The sequence below is a fragment of the Pedobacter nutrimenti genome (genome assembly GCF_032678445.1).
Lineage (GTDB): Bacteria > Bacteroidota > Bacteroidia > Sphingobacteriales > Sphingobacteriaceae > Pedobacter > Pedobacter nutrimenti_A.
This window is the reverse complement of the sequence record NZ_JAVTSQ010000012.1, coordinates 207,323-229,660: the sequence shown is the minus strand read 5'-3', so window position 1 is coordinate 229,660 and position 22,338 is coordinate 207,323. Positions and strand designations below refer to the sequence as shown.

The 22,338-nt window shown below is 39.9% G+C and carries 16 protein-coding genes; 7 read left to right on the top strand and 9 right to left on the bottom strand.

The features are described from left to right. Window positions 1–33 precede the first annotated feature (33 nt). A complete protein-coding gene (locus tag R2S08_RS22325; protein WP_316837217.1) occupies window positions 34–963 on the top strand; it encodes an ABC transporter permease in 930 nt (309 codons plus the stop codon). A gap of 30 nt (window positions 964–993) precedes the next feature. Here the strand turns inward: R2S08_RS22325 and R2S08_RS22320 are convergent, their stop codons facing one another. Then, window positions 994–1,740, bottom strand: a complete 747-nt coding sequence (locus tag R2S08_RS22320) for a class I SAM-dependent methyltransferase (RefSeq protein WP_316837216.1) — start codon at window positions 1,738–1,740, stop codon at window positions 994–996. Between the two features lie 334 nt (window positions 1,741–2,074). On the opposite strand from R2S08_RS22320, the gene R2S08_RS22315 reads away from it, so the two are divergent. Next, window positions 2,075–2,260 carry a hypothetical protein gene (locus R2S08_RS22315; protein ID WP_316837215.1) on the top strand — a complete coding sequence of 62 codons (186 nt, stop codon included), beginning with the start codon at window positions 2,075–2,077 and terminating at the stop codon, window positions 2,258–2,260. Window positions 2,261–2,262: 2 nt separating this feature from the next. Here the strand turns inward: R2S08_RS22315 and R2S08_RS22310 are convergent, their stop codons facing one another. After that, entirely contained in the window at window positions 2,263–3,966 is a 1,704-nt protein-coding gene (locus R2S08_RS22310; RefSeq protein WP_316837214.1) for an FAD/NAD(P)-binding protein, read from the bottom strand. Window positions 3,967–4,092: 126 nt separating this feature from the next. Here R2S08_RS22310 and R2S08_RS22305 point away from each other — a divergent pair, with 126 nt between their 5' ends. Both R2S08_RS22305 and R2S08_RS22300 read left to right on the top strand, forming a co-directional pair. Beyond that, window positions 4,093–4,584: an ankyrin repeat domain-containing protein gene (locus R2S08_RS22305; protein ID WP_316837213.1), complete on the top strand. Its 492-nt coding sequence runs from the start codon at window positions 4,093–4,095 to the stop codon at window positions 4,582–4,584. Window positions 4,585–4,588: 4 nt separating this feature from the next. Continuing rightward, window positions 4,589–6,745, top strand: a complete 2,157-nt coding sequence (locus R2S08_RS22300; protein ID WP_316837212.1) for a catalase — start codon at window positions 4,589–4,591, stop codon at window positions 6,743–6,745. 55 nt (window positions 6,746–6,800) lie between these two features. Here R2S08_RS22300 and R2S08_RS22295 read toward each other — a convergent pair whose 3' ends face one another. Next, window positions 6,801–8,027 (bottom strand): PAS domain S-box protein, encoded by a 1,227-nt coding sequence (locus tag R2S08_RS22295; protein WP_316837211.1) that lies wholly within the window; start codon window positions 8,025–8,027, stop codon window positions 6,801–6,803. Window positions 8,028–8,138: 111 nt separating this feature from the next. Here R2S08_RS22295 and R2S08_RS22290 point away from each other — a divergent pair, with 111 nt between their 5' ends. After that, entirely contained in the window at window positions 8,139–9,224 is a 1,086-nt protein-coding gene (locus R2S08_RS22290) for an AI-2E family transporter (protein WP_316837210.1), read from the top strand. A 6-nt stretch (window positions 9,225–9,230) separates the two neighbouring features. On the opposite strand, the gene R2S08_RS22285 is transcribed toward R2S08_RS22290, so the two are convergent. Both R2S08_RS22285 and R2S08_RS22280 read right to left on the bottom strand, forming a co-directional pair. Then, on the bottom strand, window positions 9,231–9,869 hold the full coding sequence (locus tag R2S08_RS22285) for a DUF4142 domain-containing protein (protein ID WP_316837209.1): 639 nt from the start codon (window positions 9,867–9,869) through the stop codon (window positions 9,231–9,233). Between the two features lie 27 nt (window positions 9,870–9,896). Further along, window positions 9,897–11,120 carry a DUF2252 domain-containing protein gene (locus tag R2S08_RS22280; RefSeq protein ID WP_316837208.1) on the bottom strand — a complete coding sequence of 408 codons (1,224 nt, stop codon included), beginning with the start codon at window positions 11,118–11,120 and terminating at the stop codon, window positions 9,897–9,899. A 513-nt stretch (window positions 11,121–11,633) separates the two neighbouring features. Between R2S08_RS22280 and R2S08_RS22275 the strand changes: the two genes are divergently transcribed. Together R2S08_RS22275 and R2S08_RS22270 are read left to right on the top strand one after the other, a co-directional pair. Beyond that, window positions 11,634–14,180: a PAS domain S-box protein gene (locus tag R2S08_RS22275; protein ID WP_316837207.1), complete on the top strand. Its 2,547-nt coding sequence runs from the start codon at window positions 11,634–11,636 to the stop codon at window positions 14,178–14,180. A gap of 412 nt (window positions 14,181–14,592) precedes the next feature. After that, window positions 14,593–15,624 (top strand): sensor histidine kinase, encoded by a 1,032-nt coding sequence (locus R2S08_RS22270; protein WP_166644142.1) that lies wholly within the window; start codon window positions 14,593–14,595, stop codon window positions 15,622–15,624. A 1-nt stretch (window position 15,625) separates the two neighbouring features. Here the strand turns inward: R2S08_RS22270 and R2S08_RS22265 are convergent, their stop codons facing one another. The 4 genes from R2S08_RS22265 to R2S08_RS22250 all read right to left on the bottom strand — a co-directional run bounded on the left by R2S08_RS22265 (window position 15,626) and on the right by R2S08_RS22250 (window position 22,309). Continuing rightward, window positions 15,626–17,230 carry a SusD/RagB family nutrient-binding outer membrane lipoprotein gene (locus R2S08_RS22265; RefSeq protein ID WP_316837206.1) on the bottom strand — a complete coding sequence of 535 codons (1,605 nt, stop codon included), beginning with the start codon at window positions 17,228–17,230 and terminating at the stop codon, window positions 15,626–15,628. Continuing rightward, window positions 17,231–20,539 (bottom strand): SusC/RagA family TonB-linked outer membrane protein, encoded by a 3,309-nt coding sequence (locus R2S08_RS22260; RefSeq protein WP_316837205.1) that lies wholly within the window; start codon window positions 20,537–20,539, stop codon window positions 17,231–17,233. It abuts the gene before it with no gap. A 67-nt stretch (window positions 20,540–20,606) separates the two neighbouring features. Beyond that, the gene (locus R2S08_RS22255; RefSeq protein WP_316837204.1) at window positions 20,607–21,626 is read right to left on the bottom strand and encodes a FecR family protein; all 1,020 of its coding nucleotides are present in this window, start codon (window positions 21,624–21,626) and stop codon (window positions 20,607–20,609) included. 56 nt (window positions 21,627–21,682) lie between these two features. Beyond that, on the bottom strand, window positions 21,683–22,309 hold the full coding sequence (locus tag R2S08_RS22250; protein ID WP_133784283.1) for an RNA polymerase sigma factor: 627 nt from the start codon (window positions 22,307–22,309) through the stop codon (window positions 21,683–21,685). Window positions 22,310–22,338: the final 29 nt, after the last annotated feature.

Genomic DNA, 22,338 nt, shown 5'->3' with positions numbered 1-22,338 from the left:
AAAAAAATTCAGATAATAAGTCCTTTCAGTGTAATGGTTCGCAAAGAAATGGCAGATCATATCCGCAGCTGGCGCTTTATTGTACTGATGGGCTTGATTATACTCACATTTGTAGCATCAATGTATGTCTCATTAAGCAATATCCGGGCAGCTATCGGAAATGCCAATGATCCGGACCATACTTTCCTATACCTTAAACTGCTCACCACAACTGATAATTCCATACCTCCCTTTCATGTTTTTCTGAGCTTTTTAGCACCATTATTAGGGATCAGTTTAGGATTCGATGCGATTAATGCTGAGCAAAATAATGGAACGCTTACAAGACTTATGGCTCAGCCTATTTATAGAGACAATTTATTATTGGCCAAATTTGTGAGCGCCCTAATTATGGTGGGTGCCTTATTTTTAGTCTTAACCTTATTAATGATAGGGGGCGGATTGATTTTGACTGGAGTAAGAATGGAACCACAAGAATTGTTAAGGATACTTGGTTTCATCCTGATCAGCATAACCTATGTTGGCTTTTGGTTGAGTTTATCCATCGTGCTATCGATTAAATTCAGGCAGGCTGCAACTTCGGCTCTTACTGCAATAGGCATATGGTTATTTTTCACCGTTTTTTACCAGATCATTGTTAACCTGATCATCAGGTCATTTTTACCCGATCCCAGTTTTTTGACGCAGGATCAAATTCAGTTTTACAATGAATTTATTCTGGATCTGCTGCGCATTGCTCCCAATCAACTTTATACCGATGCAACTACGACCCTGCTGATGCCATCGGTTAGAAGTCTGGGACCAATGACAATGCAACAAATGGCTGGGGCAATACCTTCTCCACTTCCCTTTAGGGAAAGCTTAATGATCGTATGGCCACAGGTCAGTGGCTTGATTGGGGCAACTGTAGCCTGCTTTGCACTTTCCTATTATTTGTTCATGCGCCGGGAGATTCGAAGTTAAATGTTTCATCTTACAACAAAGTCACTAATTCTACAAGTATATTTTTGTTTCGTAAACAAACGATATTAAATTATCCTTCTGATGTTTTACAAATAAATTTTCTAATTCCCTCATCAGCCTTTCATAAATGACTCCTTCTTTAGGACAATATGACGAGGATCTTAACCTGCCTTTCAATCCTTCCAAATCAAACTTTTGTTCGTTATCCAGCACTACAATCTTCATTATCTTAGGGCTGAAGAAATTTGCAATATCCTGGTCTTCTATATTTCTATGATTAACATCTTTATATTCCTTGATGTTGTCATAAAGAACTCGCTCATACTCATTTTGAAAATCTGATTTGGTACTCCGGGAATTCCATACCAAGACAATATTTCCACTATCTCTTAATATCCTTGAAAATTCAATTTTACTATCGCTTTTATCAAACCAATGAAAGGCCTGTCCACTAAATATGACGTCAATGCTTTTATCTGATAAAGTTGTCTGTTCTGAGGTGCCATCAACACTTTTGAAATTCGCAAAATCCTTGAGGATATGTTCTTGTGCTTCTCTCATTTCTTTATTTGGCTCAACGCCAAAAACAAAATTTCCATTTTTCAGAAATGGTATAGAGGATATTCCTGTTCCTGAACCTATATCGGCAATTACTTTTTCCTGGTTCAACTCAATTTCGTTTTCCAAAACATTTATCATTTCTGCTGGATATGCAGGACGAAATTTAATATAATCTGTAACTCTGTCTGAAAATCGGTTTGTATTGTCTTTTCTCATATCGGTATTGATGATCAATTAACTATATAATACAACAAGACTTCAGGCTCAAAGTTTTTTTTACCAGAATGACGAAGGAACCAGCATTTCTTCTGTAGTATTCCCGGTCTCCACCCTCCCTCTGCAATTTGCTAAGGAAAATTCTTGTACCCTGCGGAAAGGCCTCAGAGATCTGTGCGCTCTTCGCGCACCTGATATCGTTAGCCTTGAAGCAGAGTGCAAAAATTTTCCAAAAAATTCAACTCCATAAAAAGCTACGACTCTAAAATAATGCAAAACATTCTTGTAAACTATTGGTTATAAGCTTACGGCCATTTATGTTAATACTTCTATTATGGAACAGCCACAGATACAATACGAATTTATCAACTATCAGACTGGAAATGTAATAGGCTATCTAACACTACCAGCTCATATGGATAAAGATCTGCAAATTGCAGAACTCAAAAAGAAACAATCCGAATTAGCAATTGCCAATAAGATATACCTCGAATTGGTACAATGGCATAAAAAAGTCTGAGGTTACAGCAATAACCTTTTAACAATTGCTGCCGAGGCTGCTTCACTGAAATCCAGCCCGGAATAGTCCGGATTATAACCGCCTATGTAAGGCACTGCCATGATGTAAATACGATTGTTAAATGCGCCATAAGCATCCACGACCTGGAAATAGTCATTGATAGCAACGCCGGAAACCTTTAAATAATAATTTCCCTTTGAATCTTGTCTGACATCTTTTCCTTCCTCCATCGCCTTTTGTCCCTCGAGGGCCGAACGGAATTTAAGCATTGCAGGGCTCACAGTACCCTTCAACAAGCTTTTAAAAGGAAAATCTTCAAATGCCATATGAGGTTGACCCACACAATCTACATAAGTGTTAAAATAAACGGACAGCTTTTCACCAGTTTCATCTGTATAATTGTAAGTGGCTCCTCCGTCATCTTCTGCTTGTACCTGGCCGTCATCTCCTACAGAAATCAATTCAAGCACCCCTGCCTGGTGCATAGCCATAAGTTCCTCACTTGAACTTTGCGGGATGTAGGCAATAACAATGGAAATTAATGGTGTAAGTGTTTTTTGAAGACGCTGCATATCTTCTGCAGATAAATGCTTTGCCGGGTAGTTTAAAGCAAAACTCAATACACCAAGCATCTCTTTCCAGTACACAGATTCTTTCCGCCTGATCGACTTCTCCGCCTCAGCATATTCTGCCTTCAGCAATTGAAAAGGATCCAGCCTTTCACGAAGATCCATCATTGCCGACACAAACTCCTCCAGGCTCATCTCTTTAATCTGCTGGTAAAACTCCGGTTGTTTTTCTTTTATGGGTAGCTTAAAATCATGTTCGAATACATAATCTAAGGATAAAAAGCCCTCATTTTCAGCAATGTGCTTAGCAATTTCTTCACTACTCAACAACTCATCATTGGATAAATGAGAATCTTCTAAATGAAACCTGACTGCGGGTAGCATTCCGTTCCGGGTATGTAATACCAGCTTAAAATTGGGGCTGTGCTCGTGCAGCTGATAAAACAGGTATCCTTCAGGATCTTTGTTAAAAGTTCCGTTATGACGGGCAAGTGTTCTTATGGCGTCAACAGCTGTTAAGGACGATCCTTTGATCGCAACAGGATGGTCTAGTTTTAAGCCTAGCTTAGCTGGTGGATAAGGAGAATCAAAATAACCTGGAACTTTTCCTTCATATCGTTGCGGCCAGTGATGACCTGTACAGATGATGACCTGATCAAATTCAAGTTTCTCCTCGCCGTTGATTTCTATAACGACCATTTCCTGTTCTGGATAATCGGTTATATCGGTTGCCTCAGTATTATAACAGATCTGGTATTCCACCCCATTCTCCCGTGCCTGTTTCTGTAACAGGTCAAACTGGGCAGTCAGATACTGACCAAAAAGCAGCCTGGGCAGTACTTTATATTCATTGAAACGTGTAGGATCGATATGAAACTTATCCAGGGTATCTTTAGGCACAGAATTGATCCAATCGGCCAGAGAAGTAACCAACATCGGAATTTCATTACTTGATACATTAGTTATGTGTTCATCATTAGCGCCTTCTGCACTATAGGGCATACCTGCTCCCAATTTATTTTTCCGCTCAAATATCTTAATATTGATATCCGTTCTGCCGGATTCAATCAATCGTTTGAACATGAACAAGCCACTTGGGCCTCCGCCAAGAATGGCGATATGTTTTATATTTTTCACAAGCTTACAGGAAGAATGTAGGAGGAACAACAATAAAGCACAAATGTTTTAAGCCCCGCTTCAGATTAAAAAGATAATCTGCTCATCTTAATTGAACAATTCCAATTTTGAGATGTTCATATGATCATGGATCACATCACATCGGCTTTAATTCATGCCTCAAGGACAGGCGATTTGCCACTACTGCAAGAAATAATTGACCTGAAGACTGCGCTCGAGGTCAGGGATGATAAAGGGTATACACCTTTGATCATCGCTTGTTATAATCATCAGATAGAAGCTGCCCGGCTGCTCCTTCAATCAGGGGCAGATGTTAACGGCACAGATGCAGGTGGCAATACCGCACTTATGGGGGTTTGTTTTAAAGGCTATGTGGGTATTGCGGAATTGCTTATTGCTCATCAAGCTGATCTAAATCTGTTGAACGGAAACGGAGGTACTGCTTTAATGTTTGCAACTATGTTTGGCCGTAATGAACTCATTAACTTACTTCTTCAACATGGCGCAGACCTACAGATAAAAGACAATCGGGGAATGAGTGCACTGGACATCGCTGTGCAACAAGGTAATGAAAGCGGACTTCACCTTTTAAAACAACATCTACCTATAAATCAGTAAAAAAATGGAAAAGAAAAAACCGAATGCTGAAAACGCAGTCAATTTAAAACAGAAAGATCTTACGCCGGATACCGTTTCCGATCAGGGTGAATTGATGACCACAGATCAGGGTCTTAAAATTAATGATGACACGAATTCACTGAAGGCTGGAGAACGGGGCCCATCTTTACTGGAAGATTTTATCCTGAGGGAAAAAATAACCCATTTTGACCACGAAAGAATTCCCGAGCGAATTGTGCACGCCCGGGGTTCAGGTGCTCATGGTTATTTCCAGGTTTATGAGTCTATGGCCAAATATACCAAGGCGGGTTTTCTGCAAGACCCTTCTTTAAAGACGCCTGTTTTTGTACGCTTTTCTACGGTTGCAGGATTCAGAGGTTCTACTGATCTGGCAAGAGATGTACGTGGGTTTTCTGTTAAGTTTTATACGCAGGAAGGTAATTATGATCTGGTTGGGAATAACATGCCGGTATTCTTTATCCAGGATGCCATTAAATTTCCAGATCTGATCCACGCCGCTAAACCCGAACCTGATAATGAAATACCTCAGGCAGCAACAGCACACGATTCATTTTGGGATTTTATTTCATTAACGCCTGAATCTATGCATATGATCATGTGGGCCATGTCAGACCGGGCAATTCCGAGAAGTCTTCGCATGATGGAAGGTTTTGGTGTCCATACATTTAGATTTATTAATGCCGAAGGAAAATCCAGCTTTGTCAAATTCCACTGGAAGCCGCTTCTTGGAATGCATGCTGTTGCCTGGGATGAGGCATTAAAAATATCTGGAAAAGATCCTGATTTTCACCGAAGGGATTTACATGACGCCATAGAAAGCGGCGCATTCCCGGAATGGGAATTCGGCGTACAGATTGTCGCACAGGAAGATGAGCATAAGTTCGGCTTCGATTTGCTGGACCCGACTAAATTGATCCCGGAAGAATTGGTACCTGTCCAGAGAATTGGTAAAATGGTACTAGACCGCAATCCGGATAATTTCTTTGCAGAAGTAGAGCAGGTTGCTTTTCATCCCGGTCATCTGGTTCCGGGTATAGATTTCACCAATGATCCTTTGCTCCAAGGTCGTTTATTCTCTTATACGGATACACAATTGTCCCGTTTGGGCAGTCCTAATTTTCATGAAATCCCTATTAACCGTTCAATAAATACGGTCCATAATAATCAGCGTGACGGACATATGCGCCAGCAAATCAATGTCGGAAAGAGCAGTTACCATCCAAATTCCATAGCTGGCGGAAGCCCTGCCCAAGCAACAATTGCCGAGGGTGGATTCTCTTCCTACGAAGAACGTGTTGATGCACATAAAGTCAGGGCACGGAGTAAAAGCTTTATGGATTTCTTCAGTCAGGCCACCTTGTTCTTTAACAGCCAGTCTGAGCCAGAGCAAAATCATATTGCGGATGCCTTAAAGTTTGAATTGGGTAAAGTAGAGACTGTTGAGGTTAGGCAAAGAATGGTTAACCTGCTTACTCAAATCAGTGTACTTCTTGCTAACACTGTAGCGGAGAGTTTGGGTTTAAAAGCTGGGAAACCTGAGGACCCTGTTAACCATGTCCTTGGAGCAGACGCCAATCCGGCAGATTACCGGCCACTCAAAGTAAAATCAGAAATTGAAAAATCTCCTGCCCTTAGTATGGCCAATACGCCAAAAGACAGTATTAAGACTAGACAAATTGCTTTCCTGGCTGCTGACGGCGTTGATGCGGCTGATTTTGGAAATATGAAAAAGGCCCTTCTCGCTGGTGGCGCTGTGGTTAAAGTTGTTGCACCTAAAAATGGAACGCTTAAAGATGCAAAAGGCAAAGAGATCAAAATTGACATGAGCTTCTTAACAGGTACATCAGTGGTATTTGATGCAGTGTATGTACCCGGAGGAGATAAAAGTATTCAAGCCTTGTTGGCTGAACCTGATGCTGTTCATTTTATTAATGAGGCTTATAGGCACTGCAAAGCCATAGCTGCGACAGGCAAAGGTGCTGAACTGATCAATCAAAGTTATGTAGGTGCTAAAATAAAAAATGGCAATGCAGATGCAAAAGCAGGCATATTGATAGACTCTGCACCTGATGCTTTTGTTAAAGCGATTGCCCAGCACCGGTTCTGGCAAAGGGAGAAAAAAGATAAGGTTCCCGCCTGATCGATTTAGTAGATTACAATTACGGCTAAGCTTTTTTGTTTAGCCGTAATTTTATTTATTGATGTATATTTAGACTGAACCAAAACGTTGAACCCATTCCTTCCTGACTTTTAACTTCAATTTTACTATCGTGAAAACGCAATATTTCAGAAGCCAGATAAAGACCAATACCAAATCCGGATACTGTTTTTATTTTATCGCTATTCACTCTATAAAATCGTTCAAATAGTCTTTTCTGATCCGCAAGATTGATGCCCACTCCTTCGTCCTGAATAGAAATCTTGATGCGATCGCCTTCCTTATCACAATGAATGGTTATTGTTCCGCCTTCCGGTGAATATTTAATAGCATTGTTTAAAAGGTTAATGATGACATGCCCAAGTTTTTCCGGGTCTCCATAGATCCAGATGTTATCACAACTGATCAGATCAATAACGTGTTTCTTGGTTAAGAACTGCGCGTCCCCAGCAAGATCAATTATCAGGGGATGCAGCTCAAATTTTTGTTTGTTAATTTGAATTTTCCCCTCTTCAAGCCTGGCCAGACTTAAAAAATCCTGGATCATGGTGATCATCTTTTTTGCCTGGGTTTCAGCTCTTGTGAGTGTTGTTGCATAAAACGGGTTGCTGTCTTTTTTCGATATTTGAAGCAAGATCTGTATATAGGCCGTTATGGCGGTAAGAGGTGTTTTTAATTCATGGCTCACCATAGCAACAAAGTTATGTTTCCGCTGTTCTTCAAGTTTCTTCTCCGTAATATCTCTTGCTATTTTTGACAGCCCGATGATCACACCTGATGTATCCCTTATTGGCGATATAGTAAGGGAAACATCCAATAGTTTTCCGTTTTTTGTAAGCCTCTTGGTTTCAAAATGCTCTACTCTTATACCTTGTCTTAATTTGGAAAGAATTTCAATTTCTTCGTCCTGCCGGTCCTCTGGAATTATTTTAAGGATAGGTTGCCCTATCATTTCCGACTCGTGATACCCAAAGATACGCTCAGCTGAGCTGTTCCAGCTTGTTATAATTCCTTCTAAAGTTTTACTAACAATAGCATCATCGCTTGATTTCACAATAGCAGAAAGAGTTGCACTTTTTTCCTCCATAGACCGGGCAGATTTTTTTAATCTGCTCTCTGTTTTTTCAAGTTCAAGCACTCTACGCACAAGTTCGCTGTTCTCCTTCTGATAGCTGGCGAGTTTCTCTTTTAATTCCTTTATATCTTCCATGGTACAGGAAGGTTGGTTTATACTTTCCTTCAATTTGAGACTGAATATAGGCATATTCTCAATTTTTGGCACACAAAAAACATAAAGTATTTAGCTTATTATTATTATTTCCTTTCTCTTTAATCATTTTCAAAACCAATCTACACACAGGCTGTTCTTAATGTTATGAATCAGAAACCCCGACCAGAAATCTTCAGATTAATTACTTCTATCATTTTATATACTTTTGGACTGGTTGTTTTACTATGGTTCCTGTATAAAGTTATCAGTATCGTTATTTTATTTCTCTTTGCTATAGTTCTGGGTCTGATCATTAACCAGCCCGTCGGAAAGTTAGAAAAAAAAGGTATGAAAAGGTGGCTTGCCTGTCTGATCGTTTTAGGTAGCATTTTTTTTGTAACCGCACTGTTGGGTATATTGGTGGTACCCCATATTGGAGAACAAATCGACACCCTTGTAGGAAATCTGCCTGATTATTTGAACAGCATATCAAATGAGTTCAATCATTTATTAAAAAAATACCCGGAACTTAACAAGGAACTTCAGGGAGATGGCAGTGCTGTTTCCGGAACGATCCCTTCTTTGGGAAAAACGATTATTGGTCTTGGAAGCTTTTCTTTCAGTGTAATTGGTGGTGTTTTTGTATTTATAGTGTTTATATCAATGATTATCTTCTTTGTCGGCAACCCGAAGCCAGTGATTGAAATGTACCTTTCTATTTTTCAGCCAGAGAAACGCGCAAAGGCTCAAAGGGCATTGCAACACACCTCTATTATGTTAGGCGGCTGGATGAAATCTAATCTTATCGGAGGAATGGTTCAGGCTGTACTGGTTTTTGCTGTTTTAAGTTTCTTAAATGTACCTGGAGCTCTTGTTTGGGCTGCACTTGCTTTTTTTTCAGAGCTTATACCTAAAATCGGGTTTTATATTATGGCCATTCCCCCCACTCTTGTTGCATTATCGGTAAGCCCCGGCACAGCGTTTTGGTGTCTGGTTTTCTTTTTATTGATGAATGAACTGGTCTCAGATTTTTTAATGCCAAAATTAAGGTCTAAAACGATGAATATTCATCCTGTATCTCTGTTGTTTCTTTTACTGGCCATGGGAGCTGCCTTTGGACTATTAGGGGTATTGCTGGCAACGCCCATGGCGGCGATTATTAAAGCATATTACGAAGAGTTCTACCTAACAAGGTTTCCTGAAGACCCGAAAATGGAGCAGCGGATAGATGATATTGTGTACCATTCGTAGTTTTTACTAATGAGGTTTTTTTGATGATTTATCGATATTTAATATATCATCCCCGTTGTTCATTTTTTGTTTGATGTATAAGGAATCCAGTGCATTTGCCCTAGCAAAATGGTTTTCCAGAACAGGTATGGTTTTAAGTGCAAATGCTTTGATATCCGGATCTTCATATTTGGCGGCCAGCCTAAATTTCTCCAGGGTCAAAATATGATCTTTAACCATCATCCCCAAATAGTTGTGATCAAATGAAGCGGCATTTAGTTCTTTCAGGGCACTAATTTGTTTTTGTTCTTCTACCGGATAAGCAGATGGAAGTTTTAACCCTTTATTCCTGGCAATGGAATCCAATTCCTGATTGGCTTTGGTATGGTCATTTATAATCATCTGAGCCAGTTCTTTAATCTTTGGATTCTTTGATTTTTGGAGGGCATTATTACCCGCTTCAATATCCATCATTCCTCCAACAGCTGCCTGTTCTATAAAAGTAGTTTCTTCTTTACTGAGCCTTGTTTGTTTCCCGTTGGCAGACACAGTAATGGAAGAGTCTGAAGACATCGTTCCAGATTGTTTTTCTTTTTCTGAATTATGGCATGCTTGCAAAATGCAAACTCCTGTAATAATTAAGCTTAAAAATTTCATCGTTTTCATATATTAATTATCAAATTGGTTATTTATTTATGATGCTTTTTTTGAAGTTTTGTGTTCATACAGCCCCGATTCAAAACCTTCTTTAAAGATTTTATAGTCTTTCTTTACCTTTTTAAAATACTCCTGAGCATAGTCTATCAAAGATGGTTGCCAGTCTGTACCTTGTCCAAATTCAATCAGTTCATCTGCAATAGCTGATCCACTCCTGCCCGAACTCCGGATATGGGCAGATGCAGTAAGCAAGGCCATATCATCGATCACCTGGTATATGTCTCTATACTGATCCTGAATGAGACGGAATTTGATTTTATCTTCAGTAGGCTGCATTTCTTTCATTACATAAGAATCGCCTTTAAAAATCGTATAGCTCAATAAGGCACAGGGCATATGCTGAGAAAGCTCCTGTGCAAAAACCACCCGCTCAGCTTCGCAGGACCATGCAGGTTGTTTCGTTTTCACAAATGGATGCAAGGCAGAGGGCTGAGACTGCTTCATATCCACAATCAGGTATTTACCCTTTTTCTGCAGGCTCTCCAATAAAAACATATAGCGTTTTGTACCAACACTTCCGGTACCGGCCAATCGAAAGACCACATCTTTTACTTTGAAATTGTAAGGGCTTTTATCGTGGTTCTTCAGCCAATCGGTCAAGTGTACTGTAAGATCGTCTTTTAAGTCTTTTTCCAGTTCAAAATGTCTTTCATCTTCTAAAGAAAGTACTACTTTGCTTTTTTTCACCTCTGTTCTTTTGTCCAATAACCTGGTTTGTTTTCGTTTACAAACTGCATCCAGAAAAGTTTTAATAATGCCTTTTGCAATCCTGGGCTCAATAGCCAGCGCTTTGCCAGCGACCAGAACTGCCGAGTAGTTTTTTAGAAATACCTGTACCATATTTACAGCCTTTACCTCTTCCAGTTCCAGGAAGTCAAAACATAAAAAAATACTGGTGATCATCCGTACCAATTCTAAGGCAACCGGAGCAAGAATGGCCTCATCAAAATCATTAAGATCAAAGTAGACCTGCCCTTCATCAGATTTATAACTCCCAAAATTCTCCACATGAAGATCACCGCAGATCCAGCCCAAAGGTGATTTTGGAAGTTCTTTCCATGTTGACAGATCTTGGTAAAACAAGTCGCAAGTACCTCTAAAAAACCGGAACGCACTTTCAGACATGGCCTGGTATTTTAACTGAACCATTTCACCCAGGAGTCCTTTATTTGATTCGATAATTCTTTCAGATAAACTCATGTGCTATTAACCCATCAAATTTCAAAAGGTTTTTAAAATAAAAAGGGGTTAACATCCCCATGATAACCCCCTATGCTCATAACAGATAGGTAAATTATACACCTAACATTACAGGAGTCAAATAAGTTTTTAGATTTGAAAAATTTCAGGAACGACTGCCTAAAAAAAAGAAAGGGAGAATAATCATAAAGACTACTCCCCCCTTAAATTAACGCTCTCGGGTACAAATATACGACCCATATTTATATTTGCAAATTTTATTTTTTTATGTGCCACGATTGGCTATCGGTTACACGTTGCCTTCAAGATATAGGAATTGTTTTGTTAACATATATTTATAAAAATAATAAACAAAAAATTTGTAATTATGCGTTTCCAAAAATCGGAAACCTTGATTTTATTTTATTGAGCATGGGAATTATTCTGCAGGACACGTTTATTGGCTTGAATAAACGAAGAAATATATCCATGTTTTTTATTTTTGTTTAATGCGTATTGCTTTATAACTGTGAGATGGATGCGAACCAACCAATAATTCCTGTAGAAGAACAATTTAAGATGATGGCCGACAGTGCGCCAGTGCTGATCTGGATTTCTGGTACAGACAAATTGTGTTACTTTTTTAATGCTGGATGGCTCAGGTTTACTGGCCGTACTATGGACCAGGAATATGGCAATGGATGGGCGCAAGGTGTGCATCCGGAAGACTTGCAGCGGTGCATGGACATTTATTCCTCTTCTTTTGACTCCAGGAAAGAATTTAAAATGGAATATCGTTTAAGAAGATATGATGGTATGTACCGCTGGTTGGTAGATACCGGAGTTCCCCGCTATGATACCAATGGAGAATTTGCAGGGTATATTGGGTCTTGCATAGATATAGATGAAATACTGACTGCAGAAAGACTCATTAACAAAACCATTACAACTCAAGCGCTAAGGGATGAACAGGAACTGAATGAAGAACTGGCCTCTGCCAATGAAGAACTCGCTGCCTCAAACGAAGAGCTTTCGGCTACCAATGACCAGCTCATGCAAACTCAGGAAAGTCTGGCCTCTTTAAACAACCAACTGGAAGACATTGTTAATTTTCGCACCAAAGAATTACTAGCCAGCCAGCAACGCCTTCACAGTATGGTCATGACCACGCCTATTGGTATGACCGTGTTGCGGGGAAAAGATCTTATCATTGAAATTGCCAATCAACATATCCTGGATATCTGGAACCGACCAGCCAGTGAAGTGATTAATATGAAACTGATCAATGCATTTCCTGAACTCGTTGGCCAGCCTTTTCCAAAACTGCTACAAGATGTCTTTATTACCGGTAAATCCATTTCTATGCCGGAAATTGAAGTTGATATCGTTTATCCGGATGGTAATAAACATTTATATGTAGAATTCTCCTACGACCCTCTTTTTGATACAGAAGGCAGAGTAGAAGCCATTCTGGCTACGGTAACAGATATTACAGAAGTGGTGGAAGCAAGAAAACGCCTCGAAAGAAGTGAGCAGGACCAGCAAGCACTTAATGAAGAACTTACCGCTATAAATGAAGAACTGGCAGCCGCCAATGAAGAATTAATTGCTTCACAAGACAGCTTGCACTTAAATATGGAACAACTGGCTGAGAGTGAAGCCCGTTTTAGAAGTCTGATCAGTCAGGCTCCTGTTGGCATCTGTATTATCCGGGCAAAAGATCTGGTGATACAGGAAGTGAACGATACCTATCTGGAACTCGTGGGTAGAAAACGATCAGATATGGAAAACAGAACGATCTGGCAGGCAGTTCCTGAGGCGGCTGGCAATTATGCTCCGATCATGAATGAGGTGATCAACAGCGGAATGCCTTTCAATGCGAAGGAACACGAATTGATCCTCATCCGAAATGGTGTTCCTGAAACCGTTTTTGTAGATTTTGTTTACGAGCCAGTAAAGGATACTGATGGAAAAGTAACCACAATCATGGTTCTTGCTATTGAAATTTCAGACAAAGTCATTGCCCGACGGAACATTGCAGATGTAGAAGAACGGATACGCCTGGCAGTAGAGGCTGCCGAGATCGGTACCTTTGACCATGATCTGCTCACTGATGAAATGGTTACTTCTGATCGTTTTGACATGATTTTTGGTTTCGATCATCCAATTCAAAGAAAAGATATACTATCCACTATTCATCCTGATGACAGGGAATGTGTAAAACAAGCCAGAGAGAGCGGTTATATTAGTGGAAAAATATTATACGATACCCGATTGATCCATAAAGATGGGTCAATCCACTGGATCAGGGTGTATGGGAAAGTTTATCATGATACAGAACATAGACCTCTACGGGTACTTGGAACCATTTTGGACATTACGGAGTTTAAAAGTCTGCAGCAGCAAAAAGATGATTTTATTTCCATTGCCAGTCATGAACTGAAAACGCCTATTACCAGTTTAAAAGCATCTTTACAACTCCTGGAAAGGTTTAAGGACAAACCAGATACACCGCTGATTCCAAAACTAATTGAACAATCCAGCAAGAGCATGGTTAAAATTAGTGAACTTGTAGAAGATCTGCTGAACGTAAGCCGTATGAGTGAGGGCCAAATCCAATTAAACAAATCCAGTTTCAATATCGCTGATCTGTTGAAAAATTGCTGCAGCCATGTCCGGGCAGCAGGAAAACATGAGCTTATTTTTGAAGGAGACTTACATCTAAATGTCTTCGCTGACGAACAACGTATTGATCAGGTGGTGGTCAATTTCGTTAATAACGCCATTAAATATGCTCCAGATTCTAAAGACATCTATCTGATCGTACGAAAAATGGAAAACACCGTATGGATCGGTGTTAAAGATAATGGTCCAGGTGTGCCTCCGGGAAAACTTCCGCATCTTTTTGACCGGTATTACCGTGCCGATTCTTCCGGATTCCAGGTTTCTGGCCTGGGTTTAGGGCTATACATTAGCGCTGAAATCATTAAAAGACATGAAGGAGAAATCGGTGTAGAAAGTGAATTAGGTAGAGGAAGTACATTTTGGTTTACAATTCCTTTAGAAACCAGCACCAAATAGTAGCTATACATCTCAAAAACAGACAGATATTTCACAATACGTTAGGTACTTTAAAAAGAAGATGGTAAATTAGGCTTCCTAAAATGCAACATCTTGTTTACTTAAATGAAATCTTCTTGTCTTCTTTTTCGTTAATTATACATCCCTATTCAATTAAGTGAAAAATATTTTAAATAACCTCTTTAATACGGGTTTACCGCCTGAAGCCGGCTTTATACAAGAAGCTAAGATCAGATCTCACAATCAAATTTGCCTGATTTGTGCTTTTGTAGGTTTAGTTTTTTCCTATATAGGCAGAGACTCATTTCCTTATTTAGTGAATATGTTGCTACTCACAGTTATATTTTTGACTGGTTTTTTGCTCAATTATTGCCAGCAAATAAAATGGTCTGTTTATTTTATATCCGTAACAATGACCCTTTGGATTATAGAAACCTCTATTGGCTTCGGCACTGAACTAGGAGAACAAAATTATCTGATCATCACTATTGTAAGCATTGCTATTTATTACTCGAGCGGAAATTACAGGTACTTCCGAATCGCCGCTGTAATAGGCGTTTTTATTTTCATTAAGCTACACCAGAAATATAATGCACCATTCTTTCCCTTGCCTGCTGCCACCGAGTATATCTATGCTTTCAACATCTGTATGCCTTATATAATTGTATCTATGATTTGCCTTAATATGGTCAGGAAAGCACAACGTTCTCAACAGCTTATTGAAAAACAAAAAGCAGTGCTTCTTGATGCTATACAATTTAAAGATCAAGTCTTTTCCATTATTGGCCACGATATGCGTTCGCCTTTAATCAGTACAAAAAACATGTTACAACTCCTGGAAGATGATATTTTGCCCGCTGATGACCGTAAAACATTTTTTAAGCAATTGCATTCGAGCATCGATGTATCCGTTACTACTTTAGAGAATTTGCTGCACTGGGCTTCCGGAAAACAAAGTGTACAGCATAAAGAAACAAATGCGGAAGAAATTAATCTCTTCCCAATGATAGAACAGGTAATGATATTTTACCAGTACCCTGCCCAGCATAAGAAAATTTCATTTGTAAATGAAGTACCTGACCCTACTTATGTTATCGCGGACGCAGAGCAAATTGCCTTTGTGATCAGAAATCTAACCAGTAATGCGATTAAGTTCAGTTACATTGGCCAGCAGATTATTTTCCAGGTGGAGCACCAAGATACTGATACTGTTCTGATCCGTATTAAAGACCATGGGACAGGCATTGAACCTGATGTTTTACCTCTGCTTTTTGATCTCGGCAAACGTTATTCTACAAATGGAACTACAGATGAAAAAGGAACCGGACTAGGCCTTATCTTTTGTAAAGAGTTCATTGAAAATAATAATGGAAAGATCTGGATTGAAAGTGAACCAGGTTATGGTACAACTATAAAATTCAGTCTCAGAAAAACGACAACCTAAATTATTGATCCCACCATACTCTACCAGTTAATACATCTCCTCCCTGGAGCCTGGCTACGGCAGCCTGGTAGTTCACCGTATTGTTCAGGATCTCCGTGGAGAGATAAATCATTCTTCTTGGAATTGTTCCTCCTGTAACATTGCCCGGATAGTTTACCGGTATAAGTACCGGATAACCTGATCTCTTCCAGTTCAACCAGTTTTCTATAAAATTAAAGGTAGAGCCCGTAATGAGCCAATACTGAGTATTGATCGCCTCCAATGCTTTTTCTTTTGAACTTTGATCTAAAGGGTGGCTAGACAGATAGGCATTGATCTTTGAAGTCTCAATCGTGGCCTGAACGTCTAATTGTGCCATAGACTGAAAGGCCGCGTTGATTCCATTTACATAATGGTCTGCTGTACTACCATTGATATTCCAGCCCCTAAGTTTCGCTTCTGCGAGTAAGAATTCTGTTTCTCCGTAAGTCATTATAAAGTTTGGACCACCCAGTTTCAAATAAACCGAGGTAACCGGCCGGGAATATTTACCCAGCGGGGCAATATCAGATCCAGATCCCGAAGCACCTGGATAGCCTGGTGAGTTACGAATGTCTGTTGCTCCCCCAAGAAGATCGTAACCGTTGGAAAGCCCCGTCTGCACCGAAGTATCTTTATTTCCGGCCAAGTTCTCATTCACACTGTTGGCCAGTCCAGGTTGAGGCACTTCACTGACGACATCCAATCTGGGATCCTTGTCTTTCTTTAACTGATCTATAAATGTTTTGCTCCAACGTACTTCTCTATAATCTGAAAGCGTACGAAGTGCGATGGAAGTTCCATTCTGACTATTGAAATTAGAAGCATCTGTCTGCACTAAAGCGTTATCCGTCACATCGGCCATTGTACCCCCTGCACTCGCTTTCTCTGCCCATTTCTGTGCCATCTCCGGATCTACTTTAGTTAAACGCATCGCCAGCCGAAGCATCAAAGAATAACCAAATTTCTTCCATTTATTAATATCTCCTCTATAAATCAGATCAGCCGTCGGCTTTGGTTTTGCAGGATCCAGTTTATTAATCGCATTTTCAAGGTCTGATAGCATTGCTTTATAAATATCCTCTTGCCTATCGTACACGGGATACTTGACTCCTAGCTCAGATTTATTCGCCTGGCTATAGGGCACATCTCCATACATATCGGTAACTCTTTGCATAATCAACACCACCATAATATCCCCTATATTGATCAGATTTGTATAGCCACCTGCGTCTTTCTGATTTGCAAGACGTTGCATCTGACGGATGGTTGAAGATTGTGTATACCCCTGATCAAATATTTTACCCTGATAATCGGTGAAATTTGCGGCATTGATGTACTTATCTCCATTGTTGTAATAATTATACGTGGAAGCAAGTACCTGCATCATGGTACTTTCATAAAGCAGCTGATAGTAGCCGATATTTGCATAGTTAAATTGTGCAGTAGATAGCAGGTAATTAGGATCATAATTATTACCCGAAGACTTGGTGGGATCTGTATTGATCTGGTCCAGCTGGCTTTTTGTACAGGCAGCCAGGAACAAACATCCCAACAGCGCCAGTGAATATAATTTTCGCCTTCTCATTTATCTAAGTTTAAAATTCATATTAATCCCAAAAGTTCGGACAGCGGGTAAAGAAGCACCCTCTATACCCGCATAAGCGAGACTTGAAGCAAATTGAGACTCAGGGTCAATATTATGCGTATACTTTAAAAATGTCAACAAATTACGCCCAACCAGATCTATAGAAACCGATTTAAATGCTTTGGTAAAACGCGGTACAAAAGTGTATCCGAAAGTAAGCTGTCTTAATTTGATAAAACTTCCATTTAATACAGACAAGGCCGATATGTTACTGGCCAATTGCGGATAATAGGTATAGGCAGGCACATTTATCGTATTTACAGAGCCATCGGCTAATACACCTTTGGCAACAATTCCTTGTTCCCTGCCCGCCAGAGTCGCTTTATTCAATCCATATACATAGGAATAATTTTCGCTGGCAGAAAGCACTTTGTTACCAAATTTAAAATCAACCAGCCCGGAAAGCCTGAAATTCTTATAAGAAAAAGTATTACTCAACCCTCCGTAATAGGTAGGCAAAGTTCCTCCCATAGGTTTAAATTCACCTCGCATAGGAATCCCGGTATTGTCAATAAGGATATTTCCATGCTGGTCCCTTTTATAGTCGTATGCCATGATCTGTGTAATGGACTGCCCGACAACCAGTGCGGTGTTGGCATTTAAAGGTCTGTATTTTCCTGTCAGAATATAATTACTGTAACCGTCAATAGAGATTAATTTATTGTCAACATGGCTCACATTAAAGGAAACATCCCACTTGAATGCATTGCCTTTTACTGGCACACCATACAGCAACATTTCAATTCCTGTATTCCTGGTCCTTCCAAGGTTTACATAGGAAGAATTGAAACCTGTAGTCACAGACTGCTCAACATTGGTAATCTCATTATTGGTAATCCGGTGAAAATAGGTCAGGTCCAAACCCAAACGACTGTTAAAAAAGATCAGGTTCATACCTGTTTCAAATTCATTCAACACAAAAGGTTTAAGATTATAATTCGGCAGTATCCTGGAAAAATTACCCAATGGTATTCCATTTACAGAAGTATTAGAAGAATAATAAGTCTCGGTTGCATAAGGCAGTGCAGGTTCACCACTTGTTTTAGCAAAACTCATTCTTAGTTTTCCATAGTTCAGACCTGGCAGGCGCAGCAATTCTGAAAACACGAAACTTCCGGAAAATCCAGGAACAAATATCCCTCTGTTACTGGATGGCAGGGTTGAATAAATATCATATCGTCCAGTGGCAGAGAAATTCAGATATTTGCGGTAAGAAAGATCCATGGTATAATACGCCGATTCAGTGGCCAGTTCAAGGACAGTATAAGTCGAATTTATACTTTGCAGGTTGGAAGGAATATATAAATAAGGCGTTACAAACTGTGAGCCTACGTAGCCCAGTGTTTCTGCTCTGCGTTTTCTAAAATTGGCCCCTGCTGAAACATCCAGGCCCCAGTACTCATTGAGGTCTTTTTTTGCGACCATCAAAACATCCGCATTCAGTTCAGAGGTCTGCACTTCATTTAAAGCGTTAAGCGCTCCTTGTTGGTTGATCGTAAAAGCGGTGCCAGTAGGGAGTACATTCAGCAAATGATCATTACTCACATCATATCCAAATCTTCCCTGAGCATAGACATGATCTGAGAAATTGTATTTCGCTGTTGTTGCAGAAATAAAACGGTTTCTTTTGGTATCATCTACCTGTTTATTGATGACAAAGTATGGATTGGTTTTATACTCATCATTATTCCACCCTGTCTCCACGCCTGTCATCAGGTTGTAGCCCGGTGCAAGATTTGACTGCTTCGCACTGGTGGCGAGGAACTGGATTCCATAATTTGGGTTAAGGGGCCCATCACTCAGGTAGGACCTGTTCTTGCCCATTTCGTAGATATAATTTCCGCTAAAATTGATATTTAATCGGGGATTGATGGTATAGGCTGCATTCAGGTTAAAAGTTTTCCTGTTCAGATTACTGTTTTTGATAACTGAACTTTGGTCAAGATTAGATGCCGAAATCCTGAAGGTAGCTTTTGCTGTTCCCCCAGAGGCAGAAACCGTATTTACCCAGGCGGGTGCTGTCCGGTAAAACTGGGCTATATTATCTTTTACAGGAGAATAAGGATTGAGCTGTCCGTTAAACTGGATAACGGGTTTTCCATCCATTTTCTCTCCCCAACTCAATAGCCCTGAAGCGATGGCACTTCCAATATCTGAAGGTCTTCTGTTCTGTGCGCCCTGACCGTAAACATATTGGTAACCTGTATTATTGATAGCCCGGTCAAAAGAAAGGTTCATATTGTACTCCAATTCTGGGCTTGTGTTTATACTTCCTGTTTTAGTGGTCACCAGAATTACCCCATTTGCTGCTCTAGCTCCATAGAGTGCCGAAGCAGCAGAACCTTTCAAAACGGTAACAAACTGAATATCATCTGGATTTAGGTTACTAATCCCGTCTCCATAATCTGCGCCCCCATATTCTGTCGCACTTCCTCTTTGTGTGTTGTCTATAGGAATCCCATTTAAAACATACAAAGGAGACCCCGCGCTCATACTTGCCGCCCCTCTTAATAATAAACGGGAGGAAGATGCCGGCCCTCCGTTTACACTACTGACATTCAGGCCCGCGACTTTACCTTCCAGTGAAAGTACAAAATTGCTTTCCCTTGCCCGGGTAAACTCCTCACCCTTTATGGTGGTTACCGAATAGCCTATTCGTTTTTCTTCTTTCGGAATATTTAACGCCGTCACAACAACTTCATGCAGTTGATTAGAATCTGTTTTTAAAACGACCTGGACAAGTGCTGTCTGATGTTCAGCGAGCGATATACTTTGGGTCTGATACCCAATATGGGAGATCGTCAAGGTTTCATTCAAGTTCAGGTTCATGCTGAACCGGCCGTTGACATCTGAAGAAGTTCCATAGCCGGTAGGATTGATCCTTATAGAGGCATCCTGGACGGGTTTACCTTTTTGATCACGAACGAGGCCTGTAATGGTGCTTTTAGTCACCTCCTCATGTTCCGCACTGATCACAATCAGCGCGTTGGGAAGTAAGGTACAGGTATATCCGGTATTTTCCATTAACTCTTCCAGCAGAGGCAAAACTTCTTTATCTCTGACCTGAATGTTCATATCCTTTTTAGGTAAACGACCTTGATTATAAACGAAATGATAAGTCGTTTGCTTTTTGATCGCATTAATCACCTTTTCAAAATTATTAGTATGAAGAGTCAGGTTCACTTTTGTCTGGGCATGGGCATTTGTAAAAAGCAGCAGAATGATAATCAATACTGTTATTAGCCTCATTTGACAGATTGTGAATTTGGTAGGAGTAAAGTTCAGCAATACAAATGAATTTCCCTAGATGTAAAGCCTAATAAAGGTAGACATTGTTACCTTTTGTCCTATAACGGAAAGGCGTAACAAGCTGCAGGGAGAAAAGGGCCTGGTTTAAGGTTTCTTTTTCAAATTCACCTGTAAATTTAAGGTCGCGGAGACTATTATTGGTAAAAACAATTTTAACCCCGTACTTTCTGGAGAGTTGATTCGCAATGGTCTCAAAGGTTTCATTTCTGAAAGCAAGTTTATTTGTCATCCAGAGTATTTCCATAATATGGCTATCCTGCTGGTTATAATAACTCTGTTTCTCTAAATGATAATTAGAATCTTTAAGTACAATTTTATCTGTCGGCTTTAACAACACCTTTTCATTTGGATTGTCTGGAAAGGTAACCTGAATACTTCCTCTAAGCAGGGTCGCTTCTTCTGTACGATCGCTCATATAGGACTTCACATTAAATGCCGTGCCCAGAACGCGGATGTTCATTTTATCTGTATGGACAATAAATGGATGCTTATGGTCACTGGTTACCTCAAAATACGCCTCACCAGTTAAATATACCTCTCTGTTATCTCCTTTAAATGCAACGGGATATTTTAAAACTGATTCGGAGTTTAGCGTTACCTTTGTGCCATCCGGAAGGTCCAGGCTGGAAAGGAGACGACTGGGGGTTTCAAGCTGTTTCCATTCTATTTCAGCCTTATCCGGGAATCTACCGGAGAAAACTCTATAAGTTCCGGCAGAAACGATAAAAATAAATAATACAGCAGCTATTTTTTGCACCAGAGAAAACCGGCTTTTCATTCTCCTTACTTGTTTAGGAGCTTTTGCCTCCCTTTCCGGAATATCTGTTCTGCTTTTGATCTCCTCAAAAATATCAGCAATACGGTCATAGGGCTTTTCATCCTGTTGCCAATACATCACAAGCGACTCATATTCCTTTCTATAGGCTTCATTTAAAGAGATAAGCTTGCTGAATTCTGCTAATTCTTCCGCATTGATCTCTCCTGACAATTTTTTTCCTAATAATTCCGTGAATCGCTCTTCTGTCATTGGTGTTGGGTATACAATTAGTTAGATACCTTTTCTGTTAAAAAATGCCTACAGCATTAAAAAAAATAATTAATTAGATAAACAGCGAGCGCAATACTTAAAATTTTATTTCCCGGGTCGTCCTTCAAGAGAGACTGCTTATAGGATTGTAAAGCAAGCCTCAATTTGGCTATAGCCCTAAAAAGTTGTGTTTGTACTGTTCTTGGTGATATTTCCAAGATCTCGGCCACTTCTTTATATCTCAATCCATTTTCCTTAATCAGCCTGAACACCATTTTGGCCTGCATAGGCAAGGTTTCGATAGCCTGGTCCAGACGATGGTGCATCTCCTTCCTTTCTATGATCTCCTGCGGGTCAGCGGTGTCGACCAGTAGGATGTTGCCAGAATCCTCTATTTCTACCAAATGTATACTAGAGTATTTTTTATTGTATTTAAGCGACTGGTTTTTTACAGCAACAAACAGATAGGTCTCAGGAAATTCTATGTCCATCAGCTTTTTTCTGTTGTTCCAGCACTTTACAAAGATCTCAGAAACAATTTCTTCCGCAGCCTGCCGGTGAGAAGTATAATGAATGCAAAATTTGATCAGCTTGTTAAACAAGGCATAATAGAGACTTTCAAATGCTTTTGTATCGTCATCTGAACAAAATCTTTTCCAAAGCTCTGTTAAATCGGGTTTCAAATCAACTGGTTATAGTGATGCAAATTAAG

Coding starts and splice junctions, on each gene's coding strand:
- R2S08_RS22270 (WP_166644142.1), top strand. CDS start 14,593: ATGACCCTTTGGATTATAGAAACCTCTATTGGCTTCGGCACTGAACTA.
- R2S08_RS22280 (WP_316837208.1), bottom strand. CDS start 11,120: ATGAGTTTATCTGAAAGAATTATCGAATCAAATAAAGGACTCCTGGGT.
- R2S08_RS22315 (WP_316837215.1), top strand. CDS start 2,075: ATGGAACAGCCACAGATACAATACGAATTTATCAACTATCAGACTGGA.
- R2S08_RS22305 (WP_316837213.1), top strand. CDS start 4,093: ATGGATCACATCACATCGGCTTTAATTCATGCCTCAAGGACAGGCGAT.
- R2S08_RS22260 (WP_316837205.1), bottom strand. CDS start 20,539: ATGAGGCTAATAACAGTATTGATTATCATTCTGCTGCTTTTTACAAAT.
- R2S08_RS22285 (WP_316837209.1), bottom strand. CDS start 9,869: ATGAAAACGATGAAATTTTTAAGCTTAATTATTACAGGAGTTTGCATT.
- R2S08_RS22275 (WP_316837207.1), top strand. CDS start 11,634: ATGGATGCGAACCAACCAATAATTCCTGTAGAAGAACAATTTAAGATG.
- R2S08_RS22290 (WP_316837210.1), top strand. CDS start 8,139: ATGAATCAGAAACCCCGACCAGAAATCTTCAGATTAATTACTTCTATC.
- R2S08_RS22325 (WP_316837217.1), top strand. CDS start 34: ATGGTTCGCAAAGAAATGGCAGATCATATCCGCAGCTGGCGCTTTATT.
- R2S08_RS22320 (WP_316837216.1), bottom strand. CDS start 1,740: ATGAGAAAAGACAATACAAACCGATTTTCAGACAGAGTTACAGATTAT.
- R2S08_RS22255 (WP_316837204.1), bottom strand. CDS start 21,626: ATGACAGAAGAGCGATTCACGGAATTATTAGGAAAAAAATTGTCAGGA.
- R2S08_RS22300 (WP_316837212.1), top strand. CDS start 4,589: ATGGAAAAGAAAAAACCGAATGCTGAAAACGCAGTCAATTTAAAACAG.
- R2S08_RS22265 (WP_316837206.1), bottom strand. CDS start 17,230: ATGAGAAGGCGAAAATTATATTCACTGGCGCTGTTGGGATGTTTGTTC.
- R2S08_RS22295 (WP_316837211.1), bottom strand. CDS start 8,027: ATGCCTATATTCAGTCTCAAATTGAAGGAAAGTATAAACCAACCTTCC.